Annotated in this window: 11 protein-coding genes; all 11 read left to right on the plus strand. The window is 52.6% G+C overall.

Annotation, left to right across the window (positions count from 1 at the left end):
• Positions 1–168 precede the first annotated feature (168 nt).
• The 11 genes from HMPREF1548_RS13670 (at position 169) to HMPREF1548_RS13720 (ending at position 19,543) form a co-directional block, all read left to right on the plus strand.
• A complete protein-coding gene (locus HMPREF1548_RS13670) occupies positions 169–870 on the plus strand; it encodes an N-acetylmannosamine-6-phosphate 2-epimerase (RefSeq protein ID WP_025487449.1) in 702 nt (233 codons plus the stop codon).
• Between the two features lie 121 nt (positions 871–991).
• Complete coding sequence (locus HMPREF1548_RS13675) at positions 992–1,441, plus strand: NanQ anomerase/TabA/YiaL family protein (RefSeq protein ID WP_021636816.1); 450 nt, start codon at positions 992–994, stop codon at positions 1,439–1,441.
• A gap of 30 nt (positions 1,442–1,471) precedes the next feature.
• Positions 1,472–2,365 carry an ROK family protein gene (locus HMPREF1548_RS13680; RefSeq protein ID WP_035322130.1) on the plus strand — a complete coding sequence of 298 codons (894 nt, stop codon included), beginning with the start codon at positions 1,472–1,474 and terminating at the stop codon, positions 2,363–2,365.
• Positions 2,366–2,373: 8 nt separating this feature from the next.
• Positions 2,374–3,222: a MurR/RpiR family transcriptional regulator gene (locus HMPREF1548_RS13685; RefSeq protein WP_035322138.1), complete on the plus strand. Its 849-nt coding sequence runs from the start codon at positions 2,374–2,376 to the stop codon at positions 3,220–3,222.
• A 223-nt stretch (positions 3,223–3,445) separates the two neighbouring features.
• Positions 3,446–3,781, plus strand: a complete 336-nt coding sequence (locus HMPREF1548_RS13690) for a transcriptional regulator (RefSeq protein ID WP_009256204.1) — start codon at positions 3,446–3,448, stop codon at positions 3,779–3,781.
• Between the two features lie 15 nt (positions 3,782–3,796).
• Positions 3,797–4,921 carry a UDP-galactopyranose mutase gene (gene glf / locus HMPREF1548_RS13695; protein ID WP_021636820.1) on the plus strand — a complete coding sequence of 375 codons (1,125 nt, stop codon included), beginning with the start codon at positions 3,797–3,799 and terminating at the stop codon, positions 4,919–4,921.
• Positions 4,922–5,095: 174 nt separating this feature from the next.
• The gene (locus HMPREF1548_RS13700; RefSeq protein WP_021636821.1) at positions 5,096–6,727 is read left to right on the plus strand and encodes an acyl-CoA carboxylase subunit beta; all 1,632 of its coding nucleotides are present in this window, start codon (positions 5,096–5,098) and stop codon (positions 6,725–6,727) included.
• A 219-nt stretch (positions 6,728–6,946) separates the two neighbouring features.
• Entirely contained in the window at positions 6,947–14,410 is a 7,464-nt protein-coding gene (locus HMPREF1548_RS13705) for a non-ribosomal peptide synthetase (protein ID WP_055725903.1), read from the plus strand.
• A 95-nt stretch (positions 14,411–14,505) separates the two neighbouring features.
• Positions 14,506–16,383, plus strand: coding sequence for a sensor histidine kinase (locus HMPREF1548_RS13710; RefSeq protein WP_049942201.1), 1,878 nt, complete (start codon positions 14,506–14,508; stop codon positions 16,381–16,383).
• Positions 16,380–17,885, plus strand: coding sequence for an HD domain-containing response regulator (locus tag HMPREF1548_RS13715; RefSeq protein WP_021636825.1), 1,506 nt, complete (start codon positions 16,380–16,382; stop codon positions 17,883–17,885). Before HMPREF1548_RS13710 ends, HMPREF1548_RS13715 begins: the two co-directional genes overlap by 4 nt.
• Complete coding sequence (locus tag HMPREF1548_RS13720) at positions 17,882–19,543, plus strand: AMP-binding protein (protein WP_021636826.1); 1,662 nt, start codon at positions 17,882–17,884, stop codon at positions 19,541–19,543. Before HMPREF1548_RS13715 ends, HMPREF1548_RS13720 begins: the two co-directional genes overlap by 4 nt.
• Positions 19,544–19,553: the final 10 nt, after the last annotated feature.

Genomic DNA, 19,553 nt, shown 5'->3' on the forward strand with positions numbered 1-19,553 from the left:
TATAATATTGAAAAAATTTTCCCTATATGCTATAGTCGGTTTATACGAAAACACAAAAAAATATCAACTGCAAATCAGGACGATACGTCCAAAACCATGGAAGCTTAACCGGACAGCATCAAAGGCTCTGATTTGTATGCGCGCCTCAGGGCGCAGATGGGAGTAAAGATGACACAACAGGAAATTATGGATCAGATTCATGGTAAGCTGATTGTATCCTGCCAGGCGTTAAAGGAAGAACCTCTGTACAGCTCCTACATTATGTCACGTATGGCATATGCGGCCATGGAAGGAGGGGCAGCCGGAATCAGGGCAAATACCGTGGAAGATATTACGGCAATTAAAAAGACGGTAACGCTTCCTGTGATTGGTATAATAAAAGAAGTTTATCCCGGCTGCGAAATCTACATAACACCGACAATGAAAGAGGTGGATGCGCTGGCTTCCTGTGGCTGTGAAATTATTGCCGCGGATGCTACGATGCGGCTTCGGCCGGACGGGAAAACCCTGGATGAATTTTTTAATGAAGTACGGAAGAAATATCCGGCTCAGCTTTTTATGGCTGACTGCTCCACAATAGAGGAAGGAATGCACGCGGCTCAGCTCGGCTTTGATTTTATTGGCACCACACTGAGCGGCTATACCTCCTATACGAAAGGGAGCCGGCTGCCCGATTATTCCATGATGAAAACGCTGGCGGAGGAATGCGGCAGACCTGTGATTGCGGAAGGCGGCATCTGGTGTCCTGAGGATCTGGGCAGGGCGCTTGATACAGGCGCTTTTGCGGCAGTTGTGGGTACGGCGGTGACAAGGCCCAGGGAGATAACAAGACGTTTTGTACAGGCGATTGCCATGAGAGAGGCAAAGTGACGGAAACTTTTTTCAGAAATGTAACAATGGACTGGAACTGTATGGCAGAAGGCTGTCCGGCCTTTTCCTGCAGTTCTTTTTTGACCGGAACCATTTAGCGGGGCGGAAACGGAGGAAGACTGTGATTTATGATACACTGGACAGAATCGGAGAATACAGAGGGATGGGAGAGTGGCTTGACAGAGCTATAGATTTTCTGGAAAATACGGATATGGAGAGGCTTCCGTCCGGCAGAACGGAAATAGCGGGAACGGACTGCTTCATCAACGTAATGGAGACGGTGACAAAGGAGGAAACGCAGGCGGATTTTGAAGTCCACAGAAAATATATGGATATCCAGATTGATCTTGAGGGAATGGAAGAAATCCAGATCGGAGGAACCACGGAGGGGGAAAAATTTCCCTACTCAGAAGAAATGGATTTTGGCACCGTATTGTGTGAAAAGAAAGCGGCCTGTCTCCTGGGCCGGGGTCGGTTTATCCTGTGCATGGCGGGAGAACCGCACAAACCGGGTGTGGCGGCAGGAGAACCGGGCCGTCTGAAAAAATGCGTGATAAAGGTAAGGGTATAACTGCGCAAAAGCGTGGGGATGGGAGCAAATATGAAAATTGCGGTGCTGGATATCGGGGGGACTTCTATAAAGGCGGGAATATATGAAAACGGCAGTCTCAGGGATTGCAGGGAATTTGCTACGGATGCGTACCTGGGCGGGGAAAGCGTTATGAGGAAAGCGATAGGGATTCTGAAGGGCTGCTGCGGTTTTGAACGGATAGGAATCAGTACGGCGGGGCAGGTGGATTCTTCCGCGGGGGTGATACGCTTCGCCAATTCCAATATCCCGGGGTATACAGGAACACGGATTCGGGATATAATGGAAAAGGAATTCCGGGTGCCGGTGGCCGTGGAGAATGATGTGAACGCCGCGGCACTGGGAGAAGCGGCATTCGGCGCTGGACAGAGCTTCCGGGATTTTCTGATGCTCACCTATGGAACAGGCGTGGGCGGCGCGGTGGTTATGGACGGCGGCATTTATACCGGCGGCAGCTTTTCGGCAGGAGAAGTGGGCGGCATGGTGGTTCATGGCGGGCAACGTGATGCGGAAGCTGATATTTTCAGCGGCTGCTACGAACGGTACGCGTCCGTCACGGCGCTGGTTAATGCCGCGGGGAAGCTGGACGCTTCACTGACGGACGGCCGGCATATTTTTGCCAGGATTGGGGAACCACAGATCCGGGAAACCGTGGACAGCTGGATTGATGAAATCCTTTACGGGCTGATAACCTTAATACATATTTTCAACCCTCCCTGCGTAATACTGGGAGGCGGTGTGATGAGCCAGACATATATTATAGAAGAAATCCGGAAAAAACTGGGAAAGCAGATTATGCCCAGCTTCCGGGATGTGGTCATCCTGCCTGCGCAGCTTAAGAATACGGCCGGCCTGCTGGGAGCGGGCAAATGCGCGGAAGGAGCGGATACTCTGCATGGAAAGTGAGGGGCAGTGTGAACAGCGACAATTTTATCCTACAGATTAAGGCATCCTACAATCAGTTCACCAAGGCGGAAAAAAAGGTGGCTGATTACGTCATAGCAAACCAGAGCGGTGTGCTGTATATGTCGATTACGGATTTGGCGGATGCATGCAGGGTGGGCGACACCAGTGTGTACCGGTTTTGCCGTACCATGAAGCTCCAGGGCTATCAGGAATTTAAGATGAAAATGTCCTTAAGCCAGGCGGCGGCAGCGCCGGCAAAGCCTTCCCCACAGTCGCCGTATGACAATCTGGGAAGCATGGCTGAGAAGATTATGGAGCTTCATATGGAAGCGATTAAGGAAACCTACATGCTTCTTGACAGGGATAATTTTGAAAAAACGCTGGATATGTTTGAAAAGGCGGAGCGGGTTCATTTTTTCGGGATCGGCGACAGCCTTCTGACGGCAGAGGAAGCCAGGAATAAATTCCTCCGCGTTACCAACAAGGTAAGCTGCATTACGGATCCCCATATGCAGTCCATGGCGGCCTCCCTCTGCGGCAAGGAAGATTTGATTGTGATTATTTCCTATTCCGGGGCGACCAAGGACAATATCCATGTAGCCAAGGTGGCAAAGGAGTCCGGCGCCCGCATTGCCTGTATTACCCATTTTAAAAAATCTCCCCTGACTGCTTACTGTGACTCCATATTGCTGTGCGGATCCAATGAAGGCCCGCTTGAGGGCGGCTCCATGCAGGCCAAAATGAGCCAGCTTTACCTCATTGATCTGCTGTATCAGGAATATTATGAAAGAAATTTCAGGGAATGTAAACGAAATAATGAAGCAACCTCCCAATCGGTGGTGGAAAAATTATATTGAAGATGTATGAAACGCGAAAAATCTGGCAGATGGGGGCGAAAATTAGTCAGAACAGTTACAGTTTTTGCCTTTTCAGGGCCATTTTATAGCAAATTATGACCAATTTATTAAAATATTCGAAATTTTGTTTATTTTTCAAAAGAAATGTTGCAAAATGAAAGGTAGATAGTGTACAATAATCAATGCAAAACCTAAGGGTTAAAAGGTAATGGAGGGATTTGAAATGACCAAAGCACAGATCTTGAAAAAAGAAATTTTAAGCCAGTACAGAAGCGTAAGGCAGTTTGCATTAGAAATGCAGATCCCTTATAGTACTCTGGTTACGGCGCTGGAGAGAGGGATTGACGGAATGGCTTACGGCACAGTCATCAAAATGTGCAACAAGCTTAACCTGAATCCGGTAGACTTCAGTTCTCTGGAAAGAGATACTACCATTAGTGAGCAGCTTCTTGAGAACCGCGTTATGCAGTACTACGTGAAGCTGAATCAGGAGGGAAGGGACAAGATTCTCGGCCTGATGGACGACTTTGTACAGATCAAGAAATACAAAGCAAAATAATGAGGGAGATTATCCATGCATTATGATTATCTGATTGTCGGAACAGGGCTGTTTGGCGCCTGTTTTGCGTACGAGATGCAGCGGGAGCGCAAGACCTGTCTGCTGATCGACAAAAGAGAGCATATTGCCGGGAACATCTACACGGAAGAAAGTATGGGCATCCAGGTACATAAGTACGGTGCCCATATTTTTCATACCTCCGATAAGGAGATATGGGATTATGTAGGACAGTTCGCGGAGTTCAACAATTACATTAATTCACCCCTGGCAGTGTATAAGGATGAGCTTTATAACCTGCCCTTTAATATGAATACATTCAGCAGGATGTGGGGAATCCGGACGCCCGCAGAAGCCAAGGCCATCATTGCGGAGCAGATCAGAGATCTGCATATCGGAGAACCGAAGAACCTGGAAGAACAGGCCCTTTCCCTGGCGGGCAGGGACGTCTACGAGAAGCTGATTAAAGGATATACGGAGAAGCAGTGGGGGAGGGACTGTACCCAGCTCCCTGCGTTTATTATCAAGCGGGTGCCCCTGAGGTTCCGTTATGATAATAATTATTTCAATGATCCTTATCAGGGAATACCCAAGGGCGGCTATACCGCCATTGTGGAGAAAATGCTGGCGGGCAGCGACGTGCGCACCGGCATTACCTACCGGGACTTCCTGAAGGAAAACGAAGAAAGCGCGCAGCCGTGCACCTGGGACAAGGTTCTCTATACAGGAATGATAGATGAATATTTTGATTATTGCCTGGGCGCTTTGGAATACCGTTCCCTCCGGTTTGAAACACAGGAGCTTCCTGATGTGGATAACTTCCAGGGAAATGCAGTGGTCAATTATACGGAACGGGAGGTTCCCTACACCCGGATTATTGAGCATAAGCATTTTGAATTCGGGACACAGCCTGGTACGGTGATTACCAGGGAATACCCTGCAGAGTGGCGCAGAGGGGACGAACCATATTATCCGGTAAATGATGAAAAGAATACAAAGCTGTATGCCGGATACCTGGAACTGGCCGGAAAAGAAAAAAATGTGCTGTTCGGCGGCAGGCTGGGGCAGTACCGTTATTATGATATGGATAAGGTCATACGGGCGGCGCTGGATATGGTCCGCAGTGAGCTTGCGGCAGAATAAATCCCGGTTACCGAACAGGCTGTTTTTCGGACTGTAAGGATAAAAGTATAAGCACGGCTGAAAAAAAGATTGCACTTTTTTCAGGCCGTGCTATAATATTATTTAAATAATTTGAATATCAAACTATTAAATATTCAAATAGTTAGATTAACAAGAAATTCAGGAGGACTGCACATGAATTGGGAACAGGCAAACCGGAATCTGGACGAAAGAAGACAGAAGGCGCTGCTGGGCGGCGGACAGTCTAAGATAGATAAACAGCATGCGGGAGGAAAGCTCACCGCGCGGGAGAGGCTGGAGCTTTTATTTGATCAGGGAAGCTTTGTGGAAACGGACGCTTTTATCGAATCCAGGATTGATGACTTTGATCTGGATAAAAGAAGGGTGCCGGGGGACGGCGTGGTGACCGGCTACGGTTACGTGGACGGAAGGCTTGTTTTCGCTGCCAGTGAAGACTTTACGGTAATCGGAGGAACGCTGGGCGAGTACCATTCCATGAAAATCTGCCGTCTGCAGGATATGGCGATGGAGATGAAGGCCCCGCTTGTATGCATCAATGACAGCGGCGGAGCCAGGATTGAGGAAGGCATCAGCTCCTTAAGCGGCTATGCGGGCATGTTCCTGCGTCATACCAAGGCCTCCGGCGTGATTCCCCAGATTGCGGTGATTCTTGGCCCCTGCTCCGGCGGCGCCTGCTATGCGCCCGCTATCTGCGATTTTATTTTCATGGTGAGGGAGACCTCCAAGATGTTCATTACCGGGCCGAATGTGGTGAAGACGGTTATCAATGAGGAAACAACGGTAGAAGAGCTGGGCGGTGCGCAAGTGCATGCCAGGAAGAGCGGCGTTTCCCATTTTACCTATGATACGGAAGGGGAGTGCCTGATGGGAGTGCGAAAGCTCCTGAACTACCTGCCTTCCAATTTTGAAGAAAAAGCGCCGGTCATCCGTCCGGAGGAAAAAAGGGCGCTGGCAAAGAACGTAAATAAAGTGCTGGAGCATGTGGGGCATCTGGGCCGGCGCATCCACAGCGGGAAAAAGGGGACGGAGAATCCCTGTGCCGGGCTGGAAGAGATTGTGCCGGATAATTCCAGGCGTTCCTATGATGTAAAGGAAGTCATTGCATGTGTTGCGGACCGGAACAGCTTCTTTGAGGTGCAGCAGGAATTCGCTCCCAATGCAGTGGTGGGCTTTGCTAGGATGGAGGGGGAAACTGTGGGCTTTGTGGCGAACCAGCCTGCGGTCATGGGCGGCTCCCTGGATTACCATGCTTCCGATAAAATTGCCCGCTTCATCCGTTTCTGCGACTGCTTCGGCCTGCCCATTCTGACGCTGGTGGATGTGCCCGCCTTTTTGCCGGGAACCGCGCAGGAACACAGCGGAATCATCCGCCACGGAGCGAAGGTGCTGTATGCGTATTCCGAAGCTACTGTGCCTAAGATTTCACTGATTATGAGAAAAGCCTACGGCGGCGCTTACATTGCCATGAACTCCAGGGAAATGGGCGCGGACTATGTCTATGCCTGGCCCATTGCGGAGATTGCGGTTATGGGCGCGGAAGGCGCGGTCAACATCGCCTTCAAACGGAAAATAAAGTCCGCTTCCGATCCGGAGGCCATGCGCGCGCAGTGCATCAGGGAATATGAGGAACGTTTTTTGAACCCCTATGTGGCGGCGGCCAGAGGCTTTGTGGATGAGGTGATTAAGCCGGAGGAGACAAGGGAAAAGCTGCTGTGCGCACTGAAGGCCTTCCGGGGAAAGAAGGAAGAGGCCCCGAAGAAAAAGCACGGCAATATCCCTCTGTAAGGATAACATTCGGGTAGGAATGATATTACAGTATCAAGTAAGATATTTCTTTTTATTATACAGCGCGTTTTCCCACAATATAGCGAATTACGTTGCTTTTATGCAGAAAAAACGGTATAAATATAATGTATGCATAATAGACAGCGTCTCCCTGAGGGGGACAGAGGAGTGACTGGTGCCCGGGTTTCCCGGCACTGGTTAAAAAGGACGGGAAAAGCATTGGATTCAGAGAAACATAAAGTATTTGCCCTGTCCAGAAGCCAGCAGAATATCTGGAATCTGGAACAGGCTTATCCAGGGACATCAATCAATCATATCAGTACGACAGTAAGTATTCGGGGCAGGATCGACTTCGCGCTTTTACAGGAGAGCATCCGGCTTGTTTTGAAGGCGGACGCTACGCTGCGGACCCGGATTACGCTCCAGGACGGTAAGCCTGTGCAGTATTTTGCCCCCTGCGGTGAAGAGCGTTTTGATATCTATGATTTTTCCCATACGGATCAGGAAGGAATTGAAAGCTGGGAAACTGCGATGAGCAGGGAGGCGCTTCCGGTATTGGATGCCCCCCTGTATCGTTTTGCCCTGTTTGGGGCAGGGGAAAATACAGGCGGCATCTTCCTGAAAATTCATCATATCATTTCGGACGGCTGGTCCCAGATGCTGGTGTGCAACCGGATCGCGGAGACTTACCTGAAGCTGCTTGCGGGAGAGAGGCCGGAGCCTTACCAGATCCCGGACTATGAGCTGCATGTGAGGGAGGAAGAGGATTACCTTTCGGGCAGAGCTTACAAAAGAGATTTGGAATATTGGAAGGAACAGGTGGAAAAGGCCGGGGAACCTTCCGTTATCAAGTCTGTAAAAAGCGCCGCGGTCAGCCCTGTGGGGCGCAGAATGAGCTTCCGCCTGCCGCAGGTGCTTAATCATGCCATTTATCTGTACTGCCTGAACAACAGGGTGGCGCCCTTTGCCGTATTCTATATGGCGCTGGCAATCTATTTCCGGCGTATCGGCGGGGCTTCCCGGTTTACCATCGGCGTTCCTATTTTCAACCGTACCAGCTATGAATTTAAGCAGAGTACGGGGATGTTCGTAAATACCCTTCCCTTTTTTAATGAAATACAGGACGAATGGACGCTGAACCAGTTCAACGAAGAACTGATGGAGGCGTGGTTTGAACTGCTGCGCCATCAGCGCTTTCCCTTTTCCCATATCCTGGAGCTTGCCCGGGAAAAAGGAGACGGGACGGACAGGCTTTTTTCAGTTGCTCTCTCTTACCAGGACAGCAAGGTATATGAGAGCAGGGATGCTTCTGTGGTATTTTCCGGAAGGTGGCACTACAGCGGCTGCCAGGCGGAGCAGCTGTGCATCCATCTGAGCAATATGGAAAGCCATAAGCAGTATTGTGTGGATTACGATTATCTGTCCCAGTTTTTTACGGGAGAGGAGATTGCCGGGCTCCATGAAAGCCTGGTGAATATCCTTATGGAGGCCCTGCATAATCCCGACAGGCCCCTGTGCCGCCTGGCCGTGCTTGGCAGGGAGGAACGGGAAAAGGTTCTCTATACCTTTAATAATACGGAAAAATATCTGGAAGAAAAAGATCTCTATCAGGTCTTTGAACAGACGGTTTCTGATTATCCGCAACGTGTTGCGGCTATTTGTGGTGGGAAAAAGCTGACCTATTCCGGGCTGGCAGAGCAGGCGGGCGTTGTTTCCCGGGGGCTGAACCGTATTTTCGGGGAAGAAAAAGGGGTGGCGGCCATTCTGCTTCCACGCACCTTTGCGCTGTTTGCCGCACTGATGGGAACTCTGCGTTCGGGGAATGCGTATCTGCTGCTGTCCACGGAGCTTCCTGCCGGGCGGATTGGGGATATTTACCGCAGGAGCGGCGCGGGCGTGCTTATTACGCATGGGACGCAGGCGGGACGGCTTGGCACAGAGGCGGGGGATATGCGGCTTCTGCTGATGGAGGATCTGGAAGAGGGGCGTTTTTATCCTGACGGGGAGGAGGAAGCGCCGTTTCGGGCAAAGCCGGAGGATCTGGCTTATGTGGTATATACCTCCGGAAGCACCGGGGAGCCTAAGGGCGTGGAAATCACCCAGCGCAGCCTGTTTAACCTTGTAAAGGCCATGGGGCCTGTTTACGGAAAGGGAGCGGTTCTTTCCGTCTGCAATGTGGGCTTTGACGCGTTTACCCTGGAAAGCACGGCCGCTCTTTTAAACGGCAGGACAGTGGTGCTGCCGGGAGAGGAGGAGCAGGAATCCCCGCGCCGGCTGGCGGAGCTGATTGCCGGCTATGGGGTGGGCTTTCTGTCCATAACGCCCTCCCGCCTGACCGCTTTTTTAAGGGATCCCTCCTTTTGCCGGGCCATGAGACAGATGGAACGGATTATATGCGGCGGGGAAGCTTTTACCGGGGAGCTTCTGAAGCTTTTGAAAAATTGTACCAATGCCAGAATCTACAATCAGTATGGCCCTTCGGAAACCACGGTGGCGGTGAGCATGAAGGAACTGGGGGAAGCGTCCTTAATTACCGTCGGCGGGCCGCTTCCCGGCTGTCGCATGTATGTGCTGGATCGGTGGATGAACCCTCTGCCGACAGGCGTTTACGGACAGCTGTTTATCGGCGGCGTCTGTGTGGGAAGAGGCTACAGGAACGCACCGGAGCTTACGGAAAAAAGCTTCCTGGAGAATCCATTTGAAGCAGGGGAGCGGATGTATGCCACCGGGGATATCGCCTGCTGGACGGCGGAAGGGGAAATTATGCTGTCCGGAAGGCTGGACCGTCAGGTGAAGCTGCGCGGGCTGCGCATCGAGCCGCAGGAGGCGGCGGACTGCATTGCCTCTTACCCGGGAGTGAGGGAAGCGGCGGCGAAGGTGCTGGAACTGAACGGCCAGCTGATCCTGGCCGCCTATTACTGTGCGCCGGAGGAAATCCCGGAGGTGGAGCTGCTGGCGTTTGCCGCTTCCCGGCTGCCGAAATACATGATTCCCTCCTGCGTGATCCGTCTGGAGGAAATCCCGCTCACCTCCAGGGGAAAGGTGGACGAGGACAGGCTGCCTGCGCCGGAGGAAAAGATGGGAGCCATGGATGGGGCGCAAGACGGGCTTTCATTGCAGATCCTGGAGATTTTCCGGGAGGTGCTGGCGCAGCCGGAGATGGGAATCGAAAGCGACTATTTTCTGTGCGGCGGGAATTCCCTGAATGCCATGGAGGTGCTTGCCGGAGTGGAAGATGCTGTGGGAAGGCGGCTGCGGATTTCCGATCTGTATGCCTGCCGTACGGCAGGACGTCTGGCCCGGTACATCGGCGGGGAAAAGGAAGCGGTGAAAAAGCCGGTGCGGCAGCTGCAGCCCGCGCCCGGCCTGGACCGTTATCCCCTGACTCCCATCCAGCAGGGAATCTATGTCCAGTCCTGCATGGCGCCGGAGAGCTTCACCTATCACATGCCGGGAGCCTTTTGTCTTAAGAAGCCTGTGGATGCCGGAAGGCTGGCGCAGGCATTTGAAAGGCTGATTGCCGGGGAACGGATTTTCCGTACGGCCTTTGTCCAGGAGGATGACGGTATTTTTGCAAAGGTAATGCCGGAGGCGGCTTTTACGCTTGCGCAGCTTGAAGGGGATACCCTGGAGCAGGCGGCATCGCTGTTTATCCGGCCGTTTTCCCTGGATAAAGCGCCCCTGCTGAGGGCGGGACTGTGGCGGGACGGGGAGGGGACGCAGTTCCTTTTCCTGGATGTGCATCATATTATCGGGGACGGGATGAGCACGCCCCTGATGCTGGAGAGGCTGAACCGCTGCTATGAGGGCGGGGAGGCTGTTTCGGGGGACGTGGATTATCTGGATTACGCTTATTGGCAGTCCCGGGACAGAATGGAAGAAAAAACCACTGACAGGGACTACTGGAGGGAGCATCTGTCTCCTCTGCCGGAGCCTTTGCTTCTGCCTGCGGATAAAACACGTCCATCGCAGTTTGATTATCAGGGGAAAAATTATGTGCACCGCATTTCCCGGGAATTGAGCGGCCAGTGCACGCAGTGGTGCAGGCAGAACGGCATTTCGCCCTACATGCTGTTCCTGGGAGCATACGGTATCCTGCTTTCCGCGGCTGCGGGGAAAAAGGAGCTGCTTGTGGGAACGCCGGTGGCGGGCAGGAATCAAAGGCAGCTGCAGGAAATCTGCGGACCGTTTATCAGTACCATGCCTTTGCGTCTGCGGGTGGACGCAGAGGAGGAAACTGGCAGGTATCTGCAGCAGATCAGGCAGGAGGTAACAGGGATGCTGGAGCATCCGGACTGTTCCCTGGAGGAAATGATCTCCATGCTCGGGCTTCCCAGGACCTTATCCGAAAACCCGCTGTATCAGGCGGCCTTTTCCATGCGTCCCTTTGAAGCCGGCAGTCTGACGCTGGCGGGAGAGGCAGTGGAATATGTGCCGCTGTTTACGGGGGCGGCAAAGACAGAGCTGTTCGTAGAACTGGTTTTTGAAAAAGAAGAATACCAGCTGCAGTTTGAGTACGCCTCTTCTCTGTTTGAGGAGGAAACCATACGGCTGTATGGCAGAAGCATGGAAAGCATTGTAAGGGGGCTTACGGACGGAAGCGCGGAAAAAATCCATGAGGTGCCCATAGTGGATGTGGCCGATCGGATGGAGCTTTTTGAAATTCCCAATTACAGGTATATGCCGTATCTGAACCAGCCCATCCATCAGATGATACGCAACCGCGCCAGAATGTATCCGTCGGAAACGGCGGTGATCTGGCATGGGGAAAAAATAACCTGTCAGGAGCTGGACAGGCGTGCTGGCTCCATTGCCTGCGGGCTGCATGCAGCCGGGGTAAGCAGAGGTGACCGGATAGGGCTTTGTTTTGGAAGGACGCCTGAGCTTCTGGCCGGTATGCTGGGGATTCTTAAGGCCGGCTGCGCTTATGTGCCTCTGTCCCCGTCCCTTCCGGCAAAACGGACGGACTATATCCTGGAAACGGCGGGTGCGGCGTTTGTGCTCTGTGATCAGGAAAGCAGGGAAAGCCTTGTTAATAAAACCGAGCTTCCCGTGCTTGTTTCCTCTCAGATGGACAGTGGTTCCTGGGAGGAAACGGGCGTGAACGGGGAGGATTTGATCCATGTTCTATTTACTTCAGGATCCACCGGCAGGCCAAAGGGAGTCATGCTGCGCCACCGCAGCCTGTCCAATCTGTTTGCCAACATGAAAATGCTCATGGCGGATGTGAAAGGGCCGGTACTGTGTACCGCCAACATGATGTTTGACATTTTTATAGTGGAAAGCCTGTTCCCGCTGGCGATGGGGAATCCTGTGGTCATGGCGGATGAAGAGGAGATGGTGCTTCCCTGGCGGCTGGCGGAGCTTATTGGCGCCACCGGAGCAAAGTTTATGCAGCTGACGGCCTCACGGCTGCAGCTGTGCCTTGGAAATGAAGCGTTCCGGAACGCGGCGTCTGGCCTGAAGCTGGTAATTTCAGGCGGGGAACCGTTGACGGAAACGCTGGCGGAGCAGTTCTTCCGGATTTGTCCGGAAAGCCGGCTGCTGAATATGTACGGCCCTACGGAGGCGGCGGTATGCGCCACTGTGGAGGAGGTGGCGCCGGGAAAAGAAATCACCATCGGCCGCCCCCTTTCCAACTGCAGGGTATATCTGCTGGATGAGGAGCGAAACCCGGTGATGCCCACTGCGGAAGGAGAACTGTACCTGGCCGGGGAAGGTATTTCGGAAGGCTATATCGGACGTGAGGATTTGACGGAGGCGGCCTTTTACCCGGATATTTATTTCCCGCAGCAGCGGATGTACAAAACAGGTGACCTGGGCCGGCTGCGCGCGGACGGAAGGGTTGTTTTCCTTGGCCGCAGGGACGGGCAGGTAAAAATCAACGGCCAGAGAGTGGAGCTGAGTGAAATTGCCAACGCCATGCTGGAATCGGGGGCGGCTGCCCGGGCGGCGGTGATTCCCGTGGAAAAACCGGACGGGGCGTCGGAGCTGATCGCTTTTTATACGGAAGCGGAGGATGGCGGCGGGGATGCGGAACGCTTGCGCCGGTGGCTGCGTGGCTGCCTGCCGGATTATATGGTGCCTTCCTCTTTCTGCCGGCTGGAAAGCCTTCCTATAACAGATAATGGGAAGACGGATCTGCTGCTTTTAAAGCGGGAGTGGGAAAAAGGCGCGTTTACCGAAGAAAGGACAGCTGCAGCGGAAAAGCTTCCGTCCAAGGAGGCTTCCGTTAAATTTTCTGAAACATATCCGGCAGGATCTTCTGCGGAGCAGGCAGGGAAAAGGTCGGTGAAACCTGCAACAGAGGAGAAAATCCTGCAAATCTGGTCGGCTATTCTGGGGAAAAACGACATTTGTGCGGAAAAATCCTTTTTTGAACAGGGCGGAACCTCTCTTGGGGCGCTCAGCGTGCTGAGCAGATATTTTAATGAGGGCATGGAAATGACCATGGCCCAGTTTTATGAAAACCCCACGGCGGCAGCCCAGGCGAAGCTGTTATCCGGGAGCGGGCTGCACAGGGACGACAGGGAGCGGGAGGCGGAATATCCCGCGCAGGTTCCTGCGGCACCGGCGATTTTGCCCGACCCGCCCGGCCGGGAAGAAAAGGCGGTGCTTCTCACCGGAGCCACAGGCTTTTTCGGTGCGCATTTGCTGAAGGAGCTGCTTTCCCAGAGCGGAACAAGGATTATATGCCTTATAAGGAACGGGGATATTGACAGACTGCGGGAGACGCTGTCCTGGTATTTCGGCGCCGGCTGGACGGCGGCCCAGATGGGACGCATTCGGGTTGCGGCAGGGGATTTATCCAGGCCCCTTTTGGGAATGGAGCGTCCGGAATGGAACCGGCTGGCGGGGGAAATCCGGGCCGTATACCACTGCGCGGCGGACGTGAGGCACTATACTGCCAATGAGCAGGCCTTTCTGGATACCAATGTGGGAGGCACGGAAATGCTGCTTGCGCTGGCAAAAGAGGCGGAAGCCGTATTTTATCACATATCCACAGCTAGCATCGGCGGAGATTTCCTGCGGGAGCATCCGGGGGAGGACGCGGTCTTTACGGAAGCGGATTTTTACATCGGACAGAACTGGGAGGATAATGTTTATATCCGGAGCAAGTTCCTGTCGGAGGCGGCGGTTTACCGTGCTATGAGGGAAGGACTGAATGCACGGGTCTACCGGCTGGGCAGAATTACGGGACGCTGCTCGGATCATGTATTCCAGAAGAACCCGGAAAGCAATGCGGCGTTCCTTCTTATGAGGGCGATCCGCTGCGTGGGGGCAATATCCCGCTCCATGTCCTGCCCGGCGGTGGATCTGACGCCGGTGGACTGGTGCGCGGCAGCGGTGCTGGCTCTGTGGGACACGGAAGCCACAGCACTGCATCTGATGAATCCCTGCCCGCCCTCCATGTCCCAGGTGGCACAGCTTCTTGTGCCGGATCTGGAAATCGTGCCGGATGAGGCTTACGGCGGATTGCTCCTGCAGCGGATGAATGATGAAAACAGGGATATCCTGGCGCCGCTTTTGGATTATGTCAACCGTATGAAAACCTCCGGCGCCGCGGTCCGTGTAGAATGCAAAATAACGCAGGAGATGCTGAAAAAGGCAGGCTTTGACAGAAAGCTTCCCGATGCGTCTTATCTGATTGAAGGCTTTGCCGGACTTTTTTCCGGTGAATAAAATGCCCGCCAAAGCGGGCGGATGGGAGCAAAGGTGAAATGCATTTCACCCTCCCTGAATAAAATGCCCACTAAAGCGGGCGGATGGGAGCAAAAATGATATCTGATTTTTCTGCCGCCATCTTTTTAACGGCGTTGATTGCAATCATATTATTTTTTATCTGGAGTTTTAAAGTAAAAAGGCTTCAGCTGATCCATAAATTTTACCTCATGCTGGCTGGCTCCTACGGACTGTGCGTTATTGCCCTGCTGGGGATGAAGCTGACGAAGCCGGATAATACGTTAGCGCTCATGTTCTGGGATGCCTGGACCAATACTATGGGAGCGCTGATGCCGGTATTCTGCCTCTGCATTGCCCTGATTTTTGTCAAGGGCTGGGAGCAGATGCCAAGGAAAAGCATGTGGCTCTTTTTTATCCCGCTGCTTACTATCCTTGTGGTGTGGACCAACCCGCTGCACCACCTGCATTACCGGGTTTTCTCCACCATTAGAAGCGAGATAGTGTTCGGGCCGTATATTGCGGTGACAGGGCTTTACAGCTGGCTCTGCCAGCTGGTCAGCCTGACGCTGATGATCAATTTCGCACTGCATAACAAGAGCAGGCTTTATATGCTGCAGTGCCTGATGTTTACCATCGGCTGCCTGTGCCCGCTGACGGTGAGCGTGGTGGCTACGGTCACAAGCACCCTGTCCATAACGGCCACGCCTCTGAGCTTTATCGTCACCATCGTGTTAAACGGCATCGCCATATACCAGCTGCATATTCTGGATATCAGGCCAATCGCCATGCAGCGGGTGCTGGACTGGATTTCCGACTGTTATCTGGTGCTCAGTGAAAGCGGCGTGGTCATCAGCTATAACAAGCCCTTTGAAAAAATCCTGGCCTCAGGCTACGGCATTACGGAAAGCAGGTATTTGAGCGACTGTGTGAAAAAAGAGGATGTCTATAAAAAGACGGCAATCTACAACCTGCTCACAGCCGTTTCCTCCTGCCAGGAAAGCGGCTCCACCATCACCTACGAACAGGCGATTACCATTGATTTCGGAGAGGGCACCAGGAAAAATTATTACGTGGTGGATGTGACACCCCTGTATATCAGGGAAATCCTTTCCGGCTTTGTGGCAATTTTCAAGGATGTGACCCAGCTGAAAAAAAGCATGCAGCAGCTGCAGGACAGCCAGGCCAGAATGATGGAGCAGGAACGGCTTGCTTCGCTGGGCCAGATGATAGGCGGACTTGCCCATAACCTGAAAACACCCATCATGAGCATATCCGGCTGCATTTCGGCGGTGGAAAACCTGGTTGAGGAATGCAGGGACAGCCTGGAAGACCCGGATGTGACGGCGGACGATTACCGGGAAATATATGGGGAGATGGAGGAATGGTTTGAAAAGGTCCGGGAATCCTCCTCCTACATGTCGGATATCATTACGGCGATAAAGGGGCAGGCGGCCAGCGTCAGTACCAGTGATGAGGTCACTTTTACTACAGAAGAATTGATAAAACGCAGCATGCTCCTCATGCGGCATGAGCTGATGAGCAGCGGCTGCAGTGTGGCAACGGAAATTGAAGACGGACGCATCTATGTGATTCGGGGAGATATCAACAATCTGGTCCAGGTGCTCAACAATCTGCTCTCTAACGCCATTTATGCGCAGAAGCAGGTGGGAGGCGGTACCATAACCATAGGTGTGAAAAAGGACGAAGAAGTACTGAAGATTTTTGTGAGGGATACAGGGCCGGGCATCAGCGCAAGGGTGCGTGAAAGGCTCTTTAAAGAAATGGTCACCAGCAAAGGTATTTACGGCACAGGGCTGGGACTCTATATTTCCGATGCGGTAGTCAGAGGAAAATTCGGCGGAACCATGTGGACAGAGGACAATCCGGCAGGCGGCGCTGTCGTGGGCGTTTCCATTCCGCAGAGTGAAGTACAGGAAGAGAACATAACAAAGGGGGAAACTGTAGGAAAATGAGAAAAAACAGGAGAACGCTGCATAAAGATTTCCGAATCCTGACGCTGGATGACGATTATATCATGACATCCACGCTGCAGGCCTATTTCCAGCGCTCCGGCTATTACGTAGATGTGGTGAATGACCCTTATCAGGCAATTGAACAGGTAAGAAACGGAAAATACGATATCCTGCTGCTGGATTTCCTGATGTCTCCCGTTTGCGGAGATCAGGTGGTGGAGGAAATCAGAAGATTCAACAAAGAAATCTACATCATACTGTTGACCGGACATAAAAGCATGGCACCGCCAATTAAAACCATCCGCGACCTGGATATACAGGGCTACTACGAGAAAAGCGACCGCTTTGACCAGCTGGAGCTGCTTGTGGAGTCCTGCGTAAAATCCATTTCCCAGATGCGTATCATACAGAATTATAAAAACGGCCTGTCCCTCATGATGGAGGCCCTGCCCCAGATTTATGATCTGGACAATACCCGTTCCATTTATGAAAGCATTCTTAGTATCACCCTGAATATTTTCCAGGGAGACAGAAGCTTTCTCATGATATCGGATTTTACAGCTTCCCAAGGGGAAAATGAACTGCACCTCCTGGGAGATATCACTGAGGAGGAAGTGCGGGATATTGTAAAAAATGCACATTTTGACGGGCAGAAGGTTATCACCCTTGCTGATATGCTGCTTGCGCCCATCGAGGATGAGGAGCATAAAATCATAGGAATCCTGGGAACCGATCCGGGCGTATCCCCGGAATACGTCCAAGTGCAGATGATGGAAATCTATATCCGCCAGATATCCTCAGCGCTGCATAACAGCCAGCTCCACCGGCTGGTCAGCACCAAGAATGAAGAACTGACCAAGGCTTACGAGCAGTTGAACGAAAGCTATGTGGAAATCATCAATGCCATGCGAACCATCGTGGATGAAAGAGATATTTACACCAGAGGCCATTCCGACAGGGTTTCCGCCATTGCGGCAGATATTGCGGGACAGATGAAAAAGGATAAACATACCATAGAGAGAATCCGTCTGGCCGGCCTGTTCCATGACATCGGCAAGGTCGGCATTTCGGATAAAATTCTCTTAAAGCCGGACAAGCTGAACGAAGAGGAATATGCGAACATCAAAAAGCATTCCGGCAAGGGCGCAAAAATCCTTTCCGCCATAACCCTGTTCAACGATGTGGTGCCCATTGTCCGTTCCCATCACGAATGGATTGACGGCAGAGGCTATCCGGATGGACTGAAGGGGGATGCAATACCCGAGGAATCCAAAATTATTGCCGTTGCGGATTCCTTTGACGCCATGACATCCCACCGGCATTACCGAAGCAATCTGTCCCTGGCACAGGCCCTGGACGAACTGAGGCGGGGAAAAGGGACACAGTTCGCACCCGAGGTGGTGGACGCCTTCCTGGAAATGCTGGATGAAATGGGTGAGGAAAAAGCAATGGAGAAATACGGAACCGGCAAAGCAGTTGAAGAAGAAGGAGAAAATGAATGAAAAATTTCCCGCGCAATCAGGTAACCCATTATGATACCTTCGATGCCTTTATGGAGGGAATAGAAAAAGAGTTCGGTGACAGACCCGCGATTTCCTGGTTCCTGAGAAATAAAACGGAAATGTGCCGCAGCTTCCGTGAGACTGCGGAGGATGTGAGACAGCTGAAGGAGGCCCTTTACCACCGCGGCCTGGCCGGTAAAAATATCGCCCTGGTAGGGGAAAACAGCTATGACTGGATCATCACCTACCTCGCCGTCGCCGCATCCGGCGGAATTGCAGTATGCATAGACGCGGAACAGGCGGACGACAGCATCTGGCAGATGATGCAGATGGCCGAGGCCGAGGCCGTATTTGCCTCCGATGTCTGCCTTCCCATCTGTGAAAGCATTCCCGAAGGAAAAGAAAGAATCCGGCTGTTTGCCATGCTGGGCGAGCAGAAGGGCAGCAGTGCGCTGACCTGCCGCAGCCTGCGGGAGGAAGGCAGGGCGCTCCTGGCAGACGGAAAGCAGCCCTGGCGCTGTATGGATATTGAAGCAAGACAGACCGCAGCCATTGTTTTCACCTCAGGAACCACCAGCGCCTCCAAGCCGGTTATGCTCAGCCATCAGGCCATCCTGCATAATGCCAGCGATTCCAGCGTATATGTTTCTGCAGAACAGCGGGTTTTCTCCTCCCTGCCCTTTTACCATACCTATGGCATGACCTGTGCGGTGCTGGCCACTATGGTCAGAGGGGCCCAGCTGATCATCAACGGTGATCTGAAAACAGTCATGCGCGATCTCCATCTGGCCCATGCCGACTCCATGCTCACCGTCCCCCTCATGATCGAAGCCATCCACAACCAGCTGTGGCTGAATGCGGAGAAGGAAGGCAAGGCCGACGGCCTGCGCCGCCTGCTCAAAATCCATAAAATCCTGAGCAGGGTCGGCATCCATAAGCGCAGTAAAATCCTGGATGAGATCCGTGAAAAATGCGTTGGCTCCCTGCACATCATCATATGCGGAGGCGCCCACCTGAGCCGGGAAATCGCAGAAGAATTCCTCCTGCTGGGAATTCTCGTCCTCCAGGGCTACGGAATCACCGAATGCTCCCCCCTGGTGGCGGTAAACAGCAACTATTCTTACGATATGGACTCCGTAGGCTACGTGCTGCCCTGCTGCGAGGTGAAAATCGTGGATGAGGAAATCTGGGTCCGCGGAAAATCCGTTATGAACGGCTACTACAAAGCACCTGAGCTTACCGCCGAGGTTATGGAAGGCGAATGGTTCCGTACCGGCGACCTGGGCCATCTGAGCAGGGAAGGCTTCCTTTATATTACCGGCCGCAAGAAAAACCTCATAGTTTTTAAAAACGGCAAGAAGGTTTCCCCCGAAAAGCTGGAAGAAAAAATCAGCGCTATCCCTCTGGTAAAGGATGTCCTCGTTTACGGGGCCGCCAGCGGTGCATCCGCCGACGACGTAAAGCTGGCCGCCAGCATATACCCTGATCCGGAACGCGCCAAGGGCCTTTCTTCCTATGAAATACTGGAACAGCTCCAGGCGGAAATCAACAGCATAAACGAACACCTGCCCATTTACCAGCAAATCCAGATGGTAAATATCAGGGAGCAGGAATTTTCAAAGACAGCATCAAAAAAAATAAAAAGACATATGGTCTGAAAGGAGATTT

Source organism: Clostridium sp. KLE 1755, assembly GCF_000466465.2.
GTDB lineage: Bacteria > Bacillota > Clostridia > Lachnospirales > Lachnospiraceae > Eisenbergiella > Eisenbergiella porci.